Origin of the sequence: Terrimonas ferruginea DSM 30193 (assembly GCF_000425585.1) — a bacterium.
Taxonomy (GTDB): Bacteria; Bacteroidota; Bacteroidia; order Chitinophagales; family Chitinophagaceae; genus Terrimonas; species Terrimonas ferruginea.
Map to the genome: position 1 here is coordinate 154,459 of NZ_KE384402.1, position 16,407 is coordinate 170,865.

Consider the following 16,407-nt stretch of genomic DNA (forward strand, 5'->3'; position numbering starts at 1 on the left):
TACTTACTACTTACTACTTACTACTTACTACTTACTACTTACTACTTACTACTTACTACTTACTACTTACTACTTACCTCGGAATATCCAGCCCGTTAATAATCTGCCGGATCACTTCTTCCTCTGTTACGCCTTCCATTTCTTTATCCGGCGCCAGGATAATGCGATGACGCAACACAGGCACGGCCACTTCGAGGATGTCTTCCGGCGTTACGAAATCGCGACCCGCCATTGCAGCTATTGCTTTGGATGCGTTCATGATCGCCAGCGATGCGCGTGGAGAAGCACCGAGATAAATGGATTTATGATTTCTTGTCTGATGAATAAGCTTTGCGATAAAGATCAGCAGCTTCTCCTCGATCAGCAATTCTTTGATTTGTTTGCGCAGCGCAACGATTTTGCTGCCATGCAGAACAGGTTTCACCACATCATCCACAACGGTATTACCCATGTGATGAAAGCGTGTGAGAATGCTGAGCTCCTCCTGTTCGGTAGGATAAGGCACTACGATTTTAAAAAGAAAACGGTCGAGTTGCGCTTCGGGAAGACGATAAGTCCCCTCCTGTTCAACCGGGTTTTGCGTGGCCAGTACCATGAAGGGTGCTTCCATTGGATAAGAACGGCCATCGACAGTAGCCTGTCTCTCTTCCATGATCTCCAGCAGGGCCGCCTGTGTTTTCGCCGGGGCGCGATTGATCTCGTCTACCAGCACGATGTTGCCGAAGACGGGTCCTCTTTTGAATTCAAAAGATGCTTCACGCGGATTGAACACGGGTGTACCGATAACGTCGGAAGGCATAAGGTCTGGTGTAAATTGCACGCGGGCAAACCGTGCGTCGACACTGCGCGCTACGAGTTTAGCCGCCAATGTTTTTGCCACACCGGGCACCCCTTCGATCAATACGTGACCATCGGCCAGCAATGCCGCCAGGATCAGTTTCACCATATCATCCTGCCCTACAATTATTTTCTGCACTTCGCTGCGGATGGCCATGACAGCACCGTTCAGTTCACTCAGGTCTGTACGGCTTTCAAAGAGCTGATCCTCTAACTGAGGCTGCTCCTGCTGTTGGTCTTGATATTGTTCTTCCATAAACGTAGTTTACTTATTCAGTATTAAGCCTGCTGGTAAAATTTCTCCAGCCGGCGGTAATAGGTTTCCAGTTGTTTGTCGTTTACCGACACGTTCGATTGCAACCTTACGGCGGTGTCGATGATTGGGCGCACCTCTTCTTCTGCCACACCGGTACGCTCCACCACCTGTTGTATAAAATCATCATTCAGTAATCCGGTTGCCAGTTGGTAGCGGCTGCGCAGGTGTTCCAGGAAATAAGCCGTCATCTTGCGTGCCAGGTTGGTATGGTCTCCTTTTTCAAAATAAAGGCGTCCGACTGTTTTTACAAAATCGAGTGAATCGTTGCGGAGTGGCGGCTGAGCAGGAATCGAGCGCTGGCGGCGGCGCATACCGAGTATAACATACAACAATAAAAATCCTGCCGCGATCAGCAAGGCCGCGAGCAGCTCGCGGTTTTTCGCCATGCTGGAAAACCAGTTGTTGCTTTTTGACTCATTCTGATCTTTCGGACGGTTGTTAAGAAAATATTCATCCCACACTACATGTGTTACGTTGGGATTGATAACGGACAATGCTTTTTCGTAATAATTTATATTACCTGGCTGCAACAGGAAATAATTGGAGAAGGACAGCGGCGAAAGATGGATGTACAGGTTGCCTTTACCGGCTTTCAGGTGGATGAAATTCACCTTGCCTTCGTGACCGCGGCCAAGTGGTGTGGCCAGGGTGGTGTCAAGTGGGTCAAAATATCCTTCCATTCTTTTTCCCTTATAACTGTATTGCCCTGACCAGGGTGTTACCAGCGACTCGGTCATGCCATCGGCTGCCAGATCGTTGTTCTTGAACCAGGAAATATCGGTATAATCCACATCGAGCCGGGCATAAGAAGAAACCGATGAAGAAACCGCCAGCGTACTGATGAATACATCGTTGCCATTTTCCGCGAAGCGTAACAGGTTTCTGAATTCATATTGCGAAGCCATTACCCGTGGTGAGAAAATAATAACGGCCTGGTCCGATCCGAAGAAAGCAATCGAATCCCACTGACCGGGCTGGTCGGCGGATGTGGTGATATTGGCTTTGGGAAAAAGATCCGCTAATCGTTCATAAGCGACATACAGGCCATAAGGCTTTTTGTCATTTTTGCGCAGCGTAACCTGGTTATCGGCCTTCGACCATTTCTTTTTGCCCTGAGAAGATTTGCCGGCTGAATTGCCCGGCGAGAACAGCAGTAACCCGATCGCAAGGATCAGCACCAAACCAAATATGACCGGTAATGCTCGTTTCATTTTTTAGATTTTCGCCCCCAGCTTTGCAAATTCATTACGGATGGTTGTGAAGATCTGTTCGCTTACGGGAAATTGTCCATACCAGCTATACTCATAGTGGCGTGTCACTCTGAAAAAATCGTTATACAGCGGCGTTTTATAAAGCTGTGCGAGGTAATCGGAGTTGGTGCTTTCCTGCCGGTAATGTATCCGTCCCTTGTCGGCCAGTTGTTTCAGCAGGCTGAGATAAAGCAGGCGGACCGCCAGGCGGTAATTGCCTGCGGCGATGGCTTTATCCAATTCACGCTGATAAGGGATTTTGAAAATATCCTCCGGCATCTCCTCCATCTCCGTTGCATCCGTGTTTTTCATTTTTCGGTTGCGTTGGAACAGTCGGATATTGCTGTTGCTGAGGTACCAGATTACCAACGCACCGAAACCGCCAATGATCAGCAGCCAAAGTAAGGCATTCATTCCTCCTCCGGAAAAACCGGAATCACCGGAACGATTATCGGAGCGGCTTGAGCGGGAAGACGATTTATCCTGTTCGGCTTTTTCTTTCTTTTGTTCTTCTTTCCTGTCTGCTGAGTCCGGAGCAACGTCGATATACCAGAAGCTTTTATCGCCTTTCAGTTTGTTCAATGCGGTAGGTGAAACTTTGCGCAGATCGCGTGTATCCGGGCCACCGCCGTGCGGTTGTAGCCAGCGATAGGTAAAATCACTTTCATCAGCTTCTTCCGGGTCAGCAATCTCCTCAACAGTGATCTCCTGCTTTACGACGGTGTCCATTTGATAATCCTGCGCCTCGCCTTTTTGAGAAAAGCCGGCTATCAGCGCTGCAACAAAAATCGTCCGCAGGCAGGCAGTATTGGAAATAAATGAGTGTGAAACCTTCACTTAGATCTCCTCCCGTTTGATCCCGAGTCTGCGGCGCAGCAAAATGGGATAGATGATAAAATACCAGATCACAAATATGGCCGATACGATAGTGATGCCGGTAGTGAGATACGAATATTTCTGATACAGTCGTGTGAACGTACTTTCGAACAAAGCTGCTCCGGCGAACACAGGCATCAGCCCGATCATGATCTTCATGCCGTCTTTGGCTCCTCGCCTGAATGCCTGCATACGGGTGAGTGTACCGGGAAAAAGAAAACTCGTTCCCATTACCAGGCCCGCTGCGCCGGCCACCACGATGCCCGTCATCTCTAACGTGCCGTGGACAAAAACAACCATCCAGAAGTCGGTACCATAACCATGTGCTGCAAAAAACTGATCGAAAATGCCCAGCATGACGGTGTTCTGTGCCAGGAAAAATAAAGTCGGTAACCCGAAAAACAATCCCGATATAAACATGATCAGTGCAATCTTATAGTTGTGGCTCATGAAATAAATGAACATCATGAACGGGTTGCCGCCTTCATAAATACCGAAAGGATTTCCCGAGTAAATATTGTCCAGCGTTTGTTCCACATACCCATCGCCGAAGAAATCGCGGGCAACCTGGGTATCCTGCCCGGAAATAAAATAACCGATGCTGAAGAATACGAGAGAGAATATAAAAGAAAATAGCAGGTAGCGATGATGCTTGGCAATGGTCAGCGGCACATCGTATTTCCAGAAACGCCAAAGGCGGTTGCCTTCTTCTTTACGGTTGTGGTAAATATCCAGGTAAATGCGGGAAGCCTGTTTGTTGAGATAGCCGGTTACTTTTCCCGAAGGATAAAAAGTTTTTGCGTAAGCAAGGTCTTCAACGAGTTGAGTGAAATCGCTGGCCATTTCGTCGGGGTTATCCGACGGCATGTGCTGGTTGCGGAGCCAGCGGTCCTTGTTTTTTTTGATAAATAATGCTTCACGCACGGGCGGCTCGGTTTTGGTTTGTAAAATAATGCTTTTTGCGGGAATGGTCAATGGTGAATCGTCAATCGTCAATATGGCTGCTTTACCTACCACCTATAACCTATTACCCTAGACCTTATACCTTATACCTTACACCTTTCACCAAAACTTACTACTTACTACTTAAAACTTACTACTTATTACTTAAAACTTACTACTTATAACTAAATTTGGCCATGGCTGTCATCAAAGTCCCCACCAGTTTCAACATCGATGTTGAATTTGAGATCCCGGAATTTTATCGCCGGCTGGTAGCTCTTTTAATTGATTGGGCGCTGATCGTATTGTATTTTATTCTCGTTACTTATTTGCTGAGCGACTATGCCAGGGAAGCGATGTTTGATGACGACGAATATTTCACCCTGCAAGCGCTCTGGACTGCCATGATGGTGCCGCCACTACTCTATTTCCCCTTAATGGAAATCACGACCAACGGTCGCAGTGCCGGCAAAGCCATTATGCATTTACGGGTGATCAATGAAAACGGCGGCAAGCCCAATATCGGCCAGTTCATGATCCGCTGGCTCCTGCGTGATATCTGGTTTGTGTTGCTGTTGTTTTTTGCCTTCAGTATCGGTCAGAGTGACTTCAAAGCGATTGGCTATTTTATCCTGATCGCGTCCATCATTTATTTTATTGCGGAGGTTGTATTTGTGGCGGCATCTGCCAAAGGCCAGCGACTTGGCGATATGCTGGCACACACCATCATAGTACAAACAAATGCGCGCGGAAATATCGAGGATACCGTATTCCAGGAAGTGGAGTCAACTTATCAGCCTGCTTATCCGCAGATCATGCAACTCAGTGACCGCGATATCAATGCCATCAAAAGCATTCTCACCTCCGCCAGAAGGAAAAATGATTTTGACCTGGCCGCCAATGCAGCCGACCGGATCAAAACCCATTTGAAAATCGAAACGTCGATGTCGCCGTTCGATTTCCTGGAAATTTTATTGAAAGATTACAATTACCTGTCTACAAGATAATTTTATCCAAGAGCTACCAGCAAAGCCAGCAACATAAAACCGACAAAAATACAGAGCAATACACCGATGACCTTGAAATAGGAAGCAAGATTGCCGAGTCCTGTTGTTATCAGCGCCTGGTTATTGGAATCGATGCCCTGTTTTGTTTTGCGGGCAAATCCTGACAGGAAATAAATCAGTACGCCCCATATAGCAAGTGTGATCACTGTTTGCAGAATTAATCCTCCCATAGAAGGTTCAGGCACACGAAAAGTATTGCTACTAAAACCTTCCATTTCCCTTTTCAATTCCGCAGCTTTGCCGTAAGTAACAAAACTGGCAATCAGGGAAAAAAGCACATTAATGCCCATAACGACAGCCGCTGTTCCCGCTACCACAGCAAAGGAACGAAGCGACACACGCACTTTGTCGTCAAGCGGTTTATCGGATATATCAAAAATGCTATTCATGGTAAAGGGTTAAAATATGTTGATGATTGAACCGAGAATGGACAACACGCCCAGGGTAATACTGATGGAAAAAAATATGCGCATAAAGCGGAAACCGTTGGCCAGCGCATTGCTGTCGCTGGCAGCAAGTCCGTCTTTCAGCAATCGTGCTCCCCGCAGTAAAAAGTAAAGCCATACACCCATGATGAGTACAGCCACCAGTACCAGGGTAATGATCATTCCCCATCCTTCACTGGCGCTCAATCCGGGAATGATCGTTTCCTGTGAAGCCGCACCGTGACCGGCCACTACGATGAGCGCGGCTATGCCCAACATACCCAGGACAAGAAAAGCAATGATCCGCGACCATTGAACAATGGCGGCAATGTGTTGCTGTGCTACCGGGTCCAACTGTACATCAAACAGCGAGGGACTTTCTTTTTCGTTGTTGAATAGTTCGTCTGCCATAGTCAGGTTATAAGTTTTAAGTAATAAGTAGTAAGTATTAAGTTTTAAGTATTGGTTCGTGTCTTCACGAACCAAGGCAGACCATTCACCATTGACAATTCACTATTCACCATTGACAATTCACCCTCACTCAATACGCTCTTGCAAACAGCACACGCTGCGTGGACGGTTTGCCGGTGAGAATGCACACCCCTTCTTCCTGCGGATTGTCCAGCGGAATACAGCGGATCGTTGCTTTTGTCTTTTCCTTGATGGCCTGTTCGGTTTCGTCGGTGCCATCCCAATGCGCGGCAATGAATCCACCCTTTTCGTCCAGCAATTTTACAAATTCTTCCATAGAATTTGCAGGGGTGATATGTTCTTCCTGGTAGGCTTTGGCTTTGCGGAACATTGCGTGCTGGATATCAAGCAGCAGGCTGTCTACGTGTTGGGCAATGCCTTCCAGGCTGATAGTTTGTTTTTCGCGGGTATCTCGGCGGGCGATCTCCACCATATTTTTTTCCAGGTCGCGGGCGCCAAGTGCCAGCCGCACGGGCACCCCTTTCTTCTCGTATTCGGCAAATTTCCAACCCGGGCGGTTGTTATCGTTGTTGTCGTATTTCACCCGCACACCGAGGCGTTTAAGATCGGCCACTATTTCACCGGCTTTTGCATCGATCAGTGCTTTCTGTTCATCGCCTTTGTAGATCGGCACGATCACCACCTGCAGCGGAGCAAGGCGCGGAGGCAGTACGAGTCCTTCGTCATCGCTGTGCGCCATTACCAGGGCACCGATCAGGCGTGTACTTACACCCCAACTGGTCGCCCATACATACTCGAGTTGATTTTCGCGGTTGGCGAATTTGACGTCGAATGCTTTGGCAAAATTCTGTCCGAGAAAATGCGAGGTGCCGGCCTGCAGGGCTTTGCCGTCCTGCATAAGGGCTTCAATACAGTAAGTATCTTCCGCACCGGCGAAACGTTCACCCGGTGTCTTTACACCGCGTATAACGGGCAATGCCATGTATTCCTCTACGAAAGTGGAATACACGTTCAGCATCTGGCGTGTTTCTTCAATGGCTTCGTCTTTGGTAGCGTGTGCCGTATGCCCTTCCTGCCACAGGAACTCGGCCGTACGGAGGAAAAGACGGGTGCGCATCTCCCAGCGCACCACGTTGGCCCATTGGTTCACGAGTATCGGCAGGTCGCGGTGCGATTGTATCCATCCTTTGTAGGTGTTCCAGATAATGGCTTCGCTGGTGGGCCTTACAACCAGTTCCTCTTCCAGTTTGGCTTCGGGATCGACGATCAGTTTGCCTTTGTTATCGGGGTCGGTTTTGAGGCGGTAATGCGTAACGATGGCGCACTCCTTGGCAAAGCCCTCGGCATTTTTCTCTTCGGCTTCAAAAAGGCTTTTGGGAACGAACAGGGGGAAGTAGGCGTTTACGTGACCGGTATCCTTGAACATGCGGTCCAGCACGTCGCGCATGTTTTCCCACAGGGCAAATCCATACGGTTTAATGACCATACATCCGCGTACGGCTGAATGATCGGCCAGATCGGCCTTCACCACAATGTCATTATACCATTGGGAGTAGTCCTGCTCCCTGGAAGTGATTTCTTTGCTCATAAGAAGCTATATGCTATTTTTTTAATAAAACCGTCTCTGTACTGCCATAACTAACGGGCGTTCACTTTTTTAACAACCCATTCTCAGTTTTAAAGCAAACTCCGTGTGTTTTTGTCGTAACTTTATCGGGTGAGGCGCAAAAATAGCTGTTAAAAGCCGAAATCTTGTGCCTGCTGGTGGAAATGAGGTTTTTGTTGCAGGATTTCCACCGACCGCCTAAACTTTAAAACTAAGCCGAATGAAACCCTCACTTTTTACCCTCGCAATAGCAACTGTTGTTGCTCTCAGTAGCTGTAGTTCAGCTTATAAAACAGGTCAGACACCGGATGATCTGTATTTCTCACCGGCCAAAGCTGAGGTACAGGATGAATACGTGAGTACCCCGCGTCAGAATGACCGGTTGTACCAGGGAAGCGATGAATATTATGAAGACCGTTTCCTGCGTATGCGCGCCGGTAATCCTTACCGCTGGTCTTACCTCGACGATTATTATTTCTCTTCGCCTTATGGCTATAATGCATTCCGCTATTCCGATCCCTGGGGTTGGAACAGCCCATGGAATAACTACTGGAGCTGGAACTATTATTACAATCCTTACTACGGCGGATTCCATCCCGGTTTTTACGGCGGCGGCGGCTGGGGCTGGGGTGGTTATGGTCCCGGCGTAATTGTAATTGGCGGCAGTAAAGTTCCCCGTGTATCTCCAAGCCGTCCGATCGCTTTCACACCCAACAGTTATTCAACAGGTGGTGGCAACAGCGGACGTTTCTACAACGCGAATAGTAACAATAACAACCGCATGATGAACTCGTACCGTGGCAGCAATTTCCAGGGGTATAACAATACCAACAGCGGAAATTATCGCAACAACGGACGCAGTTCCAATAGCAACAGCTATAACAACAACAACAACAACTCTCAACCTTCGCGCAGCTACACACCTTCTTCTTCCAATTCGGGAGGACGGAGCAGCGGTAGCGGATCAAGCGGAAGCGGCGGCGGTGTGAGCAGACCAGGCAGAAGATAACAGCGCACAAACACCACCTGCTTAATCTATCATTGAATATACTTGTGACAGGCTTATACGGCACTGTACCTGGCCGGTTATTTGCTGTACATTCCGACTCGCTGCTTACTGAAAGGATTTATATCAAAACGATTATGAAAAAAATCATCACCCTGATTTCCGCCACCATTATCGGGCAGGCTGTTATGGCTCAGGTTCCCGAAGATGTCCTGAAATATTCGTGGGGTCCGGTCAACGGATCAGCGAGGATCAATGCAGTGGGCGGCGCTACCGGTGCCCTGGGCGGAGACATCAGCGCCTTATATGTGAACCCCGCCGGTATCGGTTTTTACAAGTCAACGGATATCGTGCTGTCGCCGGGGTTTCAATTCAACCGCAACAAAGGTTCCTTCCGCGGTACAGATACCACACAACAGAATAATCGGTTTCAGTTAGGGCCAACCGGTGTTGTCTTCGGATGGCCTACTGCCGGCAAATGGCGATCACAGGCTTTGAGCTTTGCCGTAAACAGAAGCACCAGTTTTGCCAATAAAATTTATTACAAAGGCCAGAATGATTTTTCTTCTTATGGTGAACAATACGCCGCAGAGGCGGCTCAGGTAAGCCAGCAGACAGGCATGTCCATCGAAGAAATGATCAACAGCAATTCCGTGTCGTTCGGTACGCGTATGGCACTTTACAGTTACCTTATCGATACCGCTACGATCAGACCCGGCGGTGGGCCCGAGTTTGTAAGCATGGCCATGTACGACAAGCTGCGGAACAACGGCGACTTCCTGGTAAACCAGGAACACCTTATTGAAACCTCAGGAGGTGTTACCGATATTGCCTTGGGCTACGCCGGAAACCGCGAAGACAAATTCTATCTCGGCGGTGCGATCGGCATTCCCATTGTAAATTATGAGCGCATCAGTGTACTCCGCGAATCAGATGCCACCGGCAACGCAGCCAATTATTTTTCTTTCTCTGAAATGCGCGAGCGCTCTACCACAAAAGGCATCGGTTTTAACCTGAAGCTGGGTGCCATTTATAAGCCTACCGAGTCGGTACGTCTCGGCGCTACCATCCACACGCCTTCCTGGTATACACTCACCGATACCTACGAAGCCACCATGACCACCAATACCGAAAACTATGGTGTGATCGATAACGGTGTACCCGTTACATCCGGCTTTTTGAATAATGGCATGCGCGCAAGCTATCAATATGGCCTTTCGACCCCATGGCGTTTCATGATGAGCGGCGCTTATGTACTGCGTGAAGTGGAAGACGTGAGCAAGCAAAAAGGATTCATCAGCGCAGACATTGAATACGTGACCCATAAGTCAAACCGTTTCTCCAATGCGGATGAAACAGTGGAGGACGATGGTTATTATTCTTCCCTGAATAGTGTGGTAAAATCTTATTATAAAAATGCCTTCAACTTCCGCGTGGGTGGTGAATTAAAGTTCACCACGATCATGACACGTCTGGGTTTTGCTTATTACGGCAATCCTTATGCTGACGCAGCCCTGAAAGCAAGCCGCATGTTCCTGAGTGGCGGTCTTGGTTACCGCAACAACGGCATCTTCATCGACCTCACCTATGTGCATGCCATCAGCAAAGACGTAAGTTTCCCTTACCGTCTTCCTGATAAGGCAAACACCTTTGCGAATGTCCGCGGCACAGGCAGCAATATCTATCTGACTTTTGGATTCAAAATATAGACAGGACTAGGATAATTCCAGCCCTCTCAGGGAGATCTGATTGGTGGTAAGCCAGCGGATCTCCTTATCTTTTTTAAACCAGGTAAACTGGCGGCGTGCATACTGACGGGTATGCACTTTTATTTTTTCGATGGCCACGTCGCGGGAGTAAAGCCCATCGAAATAATCAAACATTTCCTCATATCCGACCGTCTGCAAGGCATTCAGATTCCGGTGAGCGATCAGTCCGCGCGCCTCTTCTTCCAGGCCATCTCCGATCATTTTATCTACTCGCTGATAAATCCGTTCATCCAGTTCTTCCCTCGAAAATTCGATGGCCACACGGATCACGTTGAAGTCGCGCTGTGCGGTGGCCCCTTTTTGAAAACTGCGGATTGACTGGCCCGTGGCTTCCAGCACTTCGAGTGCACGCATGAGCCGCTGCGGGTTACGGATTTCACCGGTTTCGTAATACAACGGATCTTTTTTCTGCACCTGTTCCTGCAGCCAGCCCAGTCCAAAACGATCGTACTCCGCAACAATCTTTTCGCGGATAGCCGTTTCTATGCGGGGAATATTGTCGAGTCCCTCGCAGAAGGCGCGGATATACAAACCGGTGCCGCCGACCATTACCAGCGTATCATTTTTCTTAAAAATTTCTTCGGCCTTGCCCAGGGCATACGCTTCAAAATCGGAAGCCGTCACCTGGTCTTGAATAGAATGGGAAGCAATGAAATGATGCGGAACGGCGGCCAGTTCGGCCTCAGAAGGCCGGGCCACACCAATATTGAGTTCGCGGTAGCATTGCCGGCTGTCGGCAGAGATAATTTCCGTACCTAATTCTTTGGCTAAACGTATGGCAGCGGCCGTCTTTCCGGAAGCGGTGGCTCCGGCCAATACGATGACTGTCCTGGATGGCTTTTGTTCCATAGCGATAAAAAGCCCCGAATTACTCCGGGGCCGAATATGTTTTTAGTAAACAGATTAAAGTTCTTCGTTACTGTCTTCGGTTCCCGCTTCCTCTGTTCCGTAGTCTTCGCCGTCAGCGTCTTTTTCCCCGAAGCCGTCGGCACCCTGCGAGAGATCATACTTCTCTTCCACTTCCGCAAATTTTTCCCCCAGCAATCCTTTGGTACCATACTGACTTGGACCGATCCCTTCCGTGCGCACGATGGCAGGATAACTGAGTTTGGGATTTTCTTCTTTTGACACGTTGATCAACTCGATAAGAAATGACCAGTTTTTATTGAAATCGTAGAGATAAAGGAATTTCTGATTAGGGATCTTGATCTCGGAACCGATGGTGGTTTCAGCCATTACCAGCGGTGGTGCTTTATATGGTTTATCGTATACTTCCAGCGTGATCTCCCGGCCCTGTTGCCAGTTATCATTACTGCGGTAAAAAGTAGCCTTGTGTTTGCTGTCGAACTCGTATGCCTTCAGGATGGTCTCATGCAGTTCGGAAAACTTTTGTGTATGACGGATGGCAATATCACGGTAAATACTTTCATCCTCTTCAAAATAAACACGGAATTTTAAAATAGCCATACTGCGAATTTAAGGAATGAATGACGAAATAGCCCAATTTATAGCGCTCAGGCCACCATTATCATGCCGTTAAATGGCAGGTATGTGCAGCCCCTGCTTTTTTACCTGCTGAAGGTTATCTTTGCGCCGATCATGGATATCCGGTGTACCGATAAGGAATTATTTTACCTGAAAAAAATTGCGGCAGCGGCTGCCGAACTGGGCATAGAAACTTACCTGGTTGGCGGCTTCGTACGCGACAAACTCCTTGACCGCCCTACCAAGGACGCCGATGTGGTATGCCTGGGTGATGGCATTGCGCTGGCCCATGCGGTAGCCAGCCGTTTCAAACCGGTTCCCAACGTCAATTTTTTTAAAAATTTCGGTACCGCACAAATCCGTGTCGACGATTTTGAAATAGAATTTGTGGGCGCGCGCAAGGAAAGTTATCAATCGGATTCCCGCAAACCCCATGTAACGCCCGGGTCATTGCAGGACGACCAGAACCGCCGCGATTTTACCATCAATGCATTGGCGGTAAGTCTGAACGAAGCCGACTATGGCCAACTGATCGATCCGTTCAATGGCATCGCAGATATGCGGGCAAAAATCATCCGCACGCCGCTGGAACCTGCGCACACATTCAGCGATGATCCCCTGCGTATGATGCGTGCCATCCGTTTTGCCGCGCAACTGCGGTTCGACATCGATGAAACCACCTTCCGGGGTATTATAGAAACGGCACATCGCATTGAAATCATTTCGCAGGAAAGAATCACAGATGAACTGAACAAGATCATCGCTTCTCCCAAACCATCGATTGGCTTCGACCTGCTTTACAAAAGCGGACTGCTGCAACTGATCTTTCCCAAAATGGTGGAACTGGCAGGTGCAGAATATGTAGATGGTTACGGGCATAAGGATAACTTCTATCATACACTGCAGGTACTGGACAATGTGGCCCGCGAGTCGGATGACCTGTGGCTGCGCTGGGCAGCTATCCTGCATGACATAGCCAAGCCGGCGACCAAACGATTTGAAGAAGGCCATGGCTGGACGTTTCACGGACATGAAGTGGTGGGCGGCCGCATGGTACCCAAAATATTTGCAAAGCTCAAACTGCCGCAGAATGAAAAAATGCGGTTTGTAAAAAAACTGGTGGAACTGCACCTGCGGCCGATCAGTTTAACGAAAGAAAATATAACCGACTCTGCCATACGGCGCTTGCTGTTTGATGCCGGCGAAGACCTCGAAGCACTGATGACACTTTGCGATGCCGACATCACGTCAAAAAACAAGCAAAAAGTAAAACGCTTCCAGGAGAATTTTCGCCTGGTGCGCGAGCGTTGTCGCGAGGTGGAAGAAAAAGACCAGATCCGCAACTGGCAGCCACCGATCGGCGGAGAAGAGATCATGACGATGTTCAACCTGCATCCGTCACGTGAAGTGGGTTTGCTGAAAGATTCGTTGAAAGATGCGATACTGGATGGTATCGTGGCCAATGAATATGAAGCGGCGAAGAATTTTCTAATGGAAAAAGCGAGAGAGATAGGAATCAGGTAATTTGAAAATTTGAAGATTAGATAATATAGGAAGATGGTGAAGACGCAGCCCAACGTGCACTATTCACCATTCACTTATTGACTTATTCACTTTTGAATTTTGACTTGTGACTTTTGAATTTGAAGAAGATATAACCAACAGCCTGCGCGTATTACGTGAAGGCGGCGTAATCCTTTATCCCACCGACACCGTTTGGGGACTGGGATGTGATGCCACGAATGCATCTGCGGTAAAACGTATCTATGAGATAAAAAAAAGAGCGGATGAAAAAGCGATGATCATCCTGGTTGCTGATGAACGGGATGTACTGAAGCATGTGGCCAGTCCCGATCTTTCACTTTTTGATTATTTGGCGCAACGCCCGAAACCCACTACGGTTATTTATCCCGGCGCATTGGGCCTCGCAGATAACCTGACGGGTGCAGACGGAAGTATTGCCATCCGTATCTGTAATGATATGTTTTGCAAGCACCTGATCAAAAGATTGGGCAAACCGATCGTATCTACTTCTGCAAATATTTCAGGGCAACCCACAGCCGGCTCTTTTGCAGCTATTTCAGAAGAAATAAAAAGTCAGGTGGACTATATTGTACATCACCGGCAGGAAGAGACGAAGCCGGCACAACCTTCCTCGATCATTAAATGGAATGGGGAGAATGATATTACGGTGATAAGGGATTAATTCAAAAGTAAAATCGTGAATGGTGAATGGTCAATCGTGAATGGTCAATCGTGAATCGTCAATCGTGAATGGGCTATTTCACTTATTACTTATTACTTAAAACTTATTACTTAAAACTTATGCCCGAAGTATCGGGCGGCTGTTTACTCTCTCATAAATGGCCATCACCGACGCCGCATACACCTCCGGTGCAAACCGCTGAATATGCGGACCGCTTAACTGAATCAACTGTTGCACCAATGCGCTGTCCGTAGCCAGGCGGAACATGCCTTCCGCAATTTCTTCCGAACTATTCGGATTTACATAATACGCACCGGGGCCGCCGACTTCGGGCAGGCAGGAAACATTGGAGGTAATAACAGGCACCTGGCTCCAATGAGCTTCGAGCACAGGGATACCAAACCCTTCAAAGAAAGACGGATATAACATGGCCGTGCTCATCTGGTACATCGCGGGAAAATCTTCCTGTGCCACATACCCTGCCGTCTCGGAAACAAAAATAATCTGCCGCTCCAGGTTCTGCTGACGGATATAATCTTTCACTTGTTCCAGGTACTTGCCGCCTTTCCCTACTACCACCAATGGAATATCCAACCGGCCGCGAAGGAGGAACAGTGCCTTGCAGATATTCAGCAGATTCTTTCTTTCAATAACGGTTCCTACGTACAGGAAATAAGTTTCAGGTAAACCATAGCGTACACGTATCGCAGCTCTTTGTTGCTCAGTCGCCCGCTGAGCAAACGCCGGATCAACACTTTGATAACAGACCGTAATACGCTCCGCAGGAATTTCGTAATAGTCGATAATATCCTGTTTGGTTTGTTCGCTGATCGCCATGATATGATCAGCTACCCTGCACGCATGGCGGTATTTTTTTTTATAGATGGCAACGTCGATCGGTTTAAACTGTTCAGGAAACCGCTCGGGAATGAGATCGTGCATGGCAACAACGGTGCGGATGCCCGTTTTTTCGATACCCATCGGCAATTCATGACTGAGACCATGATACAGATCGATCCCTTGTTTGAGCAGATCTTTTTTCACCCAACTACTCCGCCACGCCGAGCGGAATAATTTATCTAAAAAAGCCGTAGGCCGTACTTCATGCACGGCAGGAGAATCAGGATAGAATTTATCGGAGGATTTAGGATTGTATAAATAGTAATTATGCTCAGGATAATAATGAGCAAGCAGGTTGATCAGCGTGCGGCTGAAATAACCAAGCCCGGTGGTATTATGGTAAGCTCTTTTAGCGTCAAATCCGATCTGCATAGCTGCAAAGTTGCGGATAATTTGCCGATTGACCACAGGGAGGTACAGGGAGGAAATCAACCCGCCTTTCGGGCAGCATCCTTAACTTTGCAAAAAAATTACACTATGCAGGAATTGATCAGCCAGGCCTGGGCCAACCGCGAATTACTCAAGGAAAATCAATATACCGAAGCTGTACATACCGTGATGGAAGACCTCGATAAGGGGCGCATCCGTGTTGCCTCTCCCACCGATAATGGCTGGGTAGTGAATGAATGGGTAAAGCAGGCCATCCTGCTATATTTCAGCATCCAGCCCATGCAAACCTGGGAAGTAGGTCCGTTTGAATTTTACGACAAAATGCTGTTGAAGGATAATTACAAAGACCTCGGCGTACGTGCCGTGCCACATGCCATTGCCCGCTATGGCGCCTTTGTGGGCCGCAACGTTGTGCTGATGCCTTCGTATGTAAACATCGGTGCTTATGTTGATGAAGGCACCATGGTGGACACATGGGCTACTGTTGGCAGTTGTGCGCAGATTGGCAAAGGCGTTCACCTGAGTGGCGGTGTGGGTATCGGCGGAGTGCTCGAGCCATTGCAGGCATCACCGGTGATTATTGAAGATGGTTGCTTTATCGGCAGCCGCTGTATTGTGGTAGAAGGCGTAGTAGTGGAAAAAGAAGCCGTACTCGGCGCCAACGTGGTACTCACCCAGTCAACCAAGATCATCGATGTAAGCGGCAGCGAGCCCGTGGAAATGAAAGGCCGCGTTCCTGCCCGCAGCGTAGTAATTCCGGGTACGTATAACAAAAAATTCCCCGCAGGCGAATATGGTGTAAGCTGCGCCCTGATCATCGGTCAACGCAAGCCCAGCACTGACCTGAAGACAAGCCTGAATGATGCGTTGCGTGAGTTTAATGTGTCAGTGTAAGGTGAA

General features: G+C 48.3%; 16 protein-coding genes. 6 read left to right on the top strand and 10 right to left on the bottom strand.

What is annotated here, in order from left to right; all coding sequences use genetic code 11:
* Positions 1 to 73: 73 nt before the first annotated feature.
* From H608_RS0119860 to H608_RS0119880, 4 genes are read right to left on the bottom strand one after another with little or no spacing between them, the layout of a single operon-like run.
* The gene (locus tag H608_RS0119860; protein WP_051268542.1) at positions 74 to 1,093 is read right to left on the bottom strand and encodes an AAA family ATPase; all 1,020 of its coding nucleotides are present in this window, start codon (positions 1,091 to 1,093) and stop codon (positions 74 to 76) included.
* 23 nt (positions 1,094 to 1,116) lie between these two features.
* A complete protein-coding gene (locus tag H608_RS0119865) occupies positions 1,117 to 2,364 on the bottom strand; it encodes a DUF4350 domain-containing protein (RefSeq protein WP_028789222.1) in 1,248 nt (415 codons plus the stop codon).
* Positions 2,365 to 2,367: 3 nt separating this feature from the next.
* Complete coding sequence (locus tag H608_RS23930) at positions 2,368 to 3,240, bottom strand: DUF4129 domain-containing protein (RefSeq protein ID WP_155990272.1); 873 nt, start codon at positions 3,238 to 3,240, stop codon at positions 2,368 to 2,370.
* On the bottom strand, positions 3,241 to 4,296 hold the full coding sequence (locus H608_RS0119880; RefSeq protein WP_155990273.1) for a stage II sporulation protein M: 1,056 nt from the start codon (positions 4,294 to 4,296) through the stop codon (positions 3,241 to 3,243).
* Between the two features lie 122 nt (positions 4,297 to 4,418).
* Between H608_RS0119880 and H608_RS0119885 the strand changes: the two genes are divergently transcribed.
* On the top strand, positions 4,419 to 5,228 hold the full coding sequence (locus H608_RS0119885) for an RDD family protein (protein ID WP_028789224.1): 810 nt from the start codon (positions 4,419 to 4,421) through the stop codon (positions 5,226 to 5,228).
* Between the two features lie 2 nt (positions 5,229 to 5,230).
* Here H608_RS0119885 and H608_RS0119890 read toward each other — a convergent pair whose 3' ends face one another.
* The 3 genes from H608_RS0119890 to proS all read right to left on the bottom strand — a co-directional run bounded on the left by H608_RS0119890 (position 5,231) and on the right by proS (position 7,733).
* Positions 5,231 to 5,677 carry a hypothetical protein gene (locus H608_RS0119890; protein WP_028789225.1) on the bottom strand — a complete coding sequence of 149 codons (447 nt, stop codon included), beginning with the start codon at positions 5,675 to 5,677 and terminating at the stop codon, positions 5,231 to 5,233.
* Positions 5,678 to 5,686: 9 nt separating this feature from the next.
* The gene (locus tag H608_RS0119895; RefSeq protein ID WP_028789226.1) at positions 5,687 to 6,124 is read right to left on the bottom strand and encodes a hypothetical protein; all 438 of its coding nucleotides are present in this window, start codon (positions 6,122 to 6,124) and stop codon (positions 5,687 to 5,689) included.
* A gap of 130 nt (positions 6,125 to 6,254) precedes the next feature.
* A complete protein-coding gene (proS, locus tag H608_RS0119900) occupies positions 6,255 to 7,733 on the bottom strand; it encodes a proline--tRNA ligase (protein ID WP_028789227.1) in 1,479 nt (492 codons plus the stop codon).
* A gap of 238 nt (positions 7,734 to 7,971) precedes the next feature.
* On the opposite strand from proS, the gene H608_RS0119905 reads away from it, so the two are divergent.
* Positions 7,972 to 8,760: a hypothetical protein gene (locus tag H608_RS0119905; RefSeq protein WP_028789228.1), complete on the top strand. Its 789-nt coding sequence runs from the start codon at positions 7,972 to 7,974 to the stop codon at positions 8,758 to 8,760.
* Between the two features lie 134 nt (positions 8,761 to 8,894).
* Positions 8,895 to 10,466, top strand: coding sequence for an OmpP1/FadL family transporter (locus H608_RS0119910; protein ID WP_028789229.1), 1,572 nt, complete (start codon positions 8,895 to 8,897; stop codon positions 10,464 to 10,466).
* A 6-nt stretch (positions 10,467 to 10,472) separates the two neighbouring features.
* Here the strand turns inward: H608_RS0119910 and miaA are convergent, their stop codons facing one another.
* Positions 10,473 to 11,375: a tRNA (adenosine(37)-N6)-dimethylallyltransferase MiaA gene (gene miaA, locus H608_RS0119915; RefSeq protein WP_038009221.1), complete on the bottom strand. Its 903-nt coding sequence runs from the start codon at positions 11,373 to 11,375 to the stop codon at positions 10,473 to 10,475.
* 54 nt (positions 11,376 to 11,429) lie between these two features.
* Positions 11,430 to 11,993: an IS1096 element passenger TnpR family protein gene (locus tag H608_RS0119920; RefSeq protein ID WP_028789231.1), complete on the bottom strand. Its 564-nt coding sequence runs from the start codon at positions 11,991 to 11,993 to the stop codon at positions 11,430 to 11,432.
* An 84-nt stretch (positions 11,994 to 12,077) separates the two neighbouring features.
* Between H608_RS0119920 and H608_RS0119925 the strand changes: the two genes are divergently transcribed.
* Positions 12,078 to 13,535, top strand: coding sequence for a CCA tRNA nucleotidyltransferase (locus H608_RS0119925; RefSeq protein WP_245565782.1), 1,458 nt, complete (start codon positions 12,078 to 12,080; stop codon positions 13,533 to 13,535).
* A gap of 106 nt (positions 13,536 to 13,641) precedes the next feature.
* Positions 13,642 to 14,217, top strand: a complete 576-nt coding sequence (locus H608_RS0119930) for an L-threonylcarbamoyladenylate synthase (protein ID WP_028789233.1) — start codon at positions 13,642 to 13,644, stop codon at positions 14,215 to 14,217.
* 117 nt (positions 14,218 to 14,334) lie between these two features.
* On the opposite strand, the gene H608_RS0119935 is transcribed toward H608_RS0119930, so the two are convergent.
* Positions 14,335 to 15,489 carry a glycosyltransferase family 4 protein gene (locus H608_RS0119935; RefSeq protein WP_028789234.1) on the bottom strand — a complete coding sequence of 385 codons (1,155 nt, stop codon included), beginning with the start codon at positions 15,487 to 15,489 and terminating at the stop codon, positions 14,335 to 14,337.
* Between the two features lie 105 nt (positions 15,490 to 15,594).
* Here H608_RS0119935 and H608_RS0119940 point away from each other — a divergent pair, with 105 nt between their 5' ends.
* Positions 15,595 to 16,401, top strand: a complete 807-nt coding sequence (locus H608_RS0119940) for a 2,3,4,5-tetrahydropyridine-2,6-dicarboxylate N-succinyltransferase (protein WP_028789235.1) — start codon at positions 15,595 to 15,597, stop codon at positions 16,399 to 16,401.
* The last annotated feature ends 6 nt before the right edge of the window (positions 16,402 to 16,407 follow it).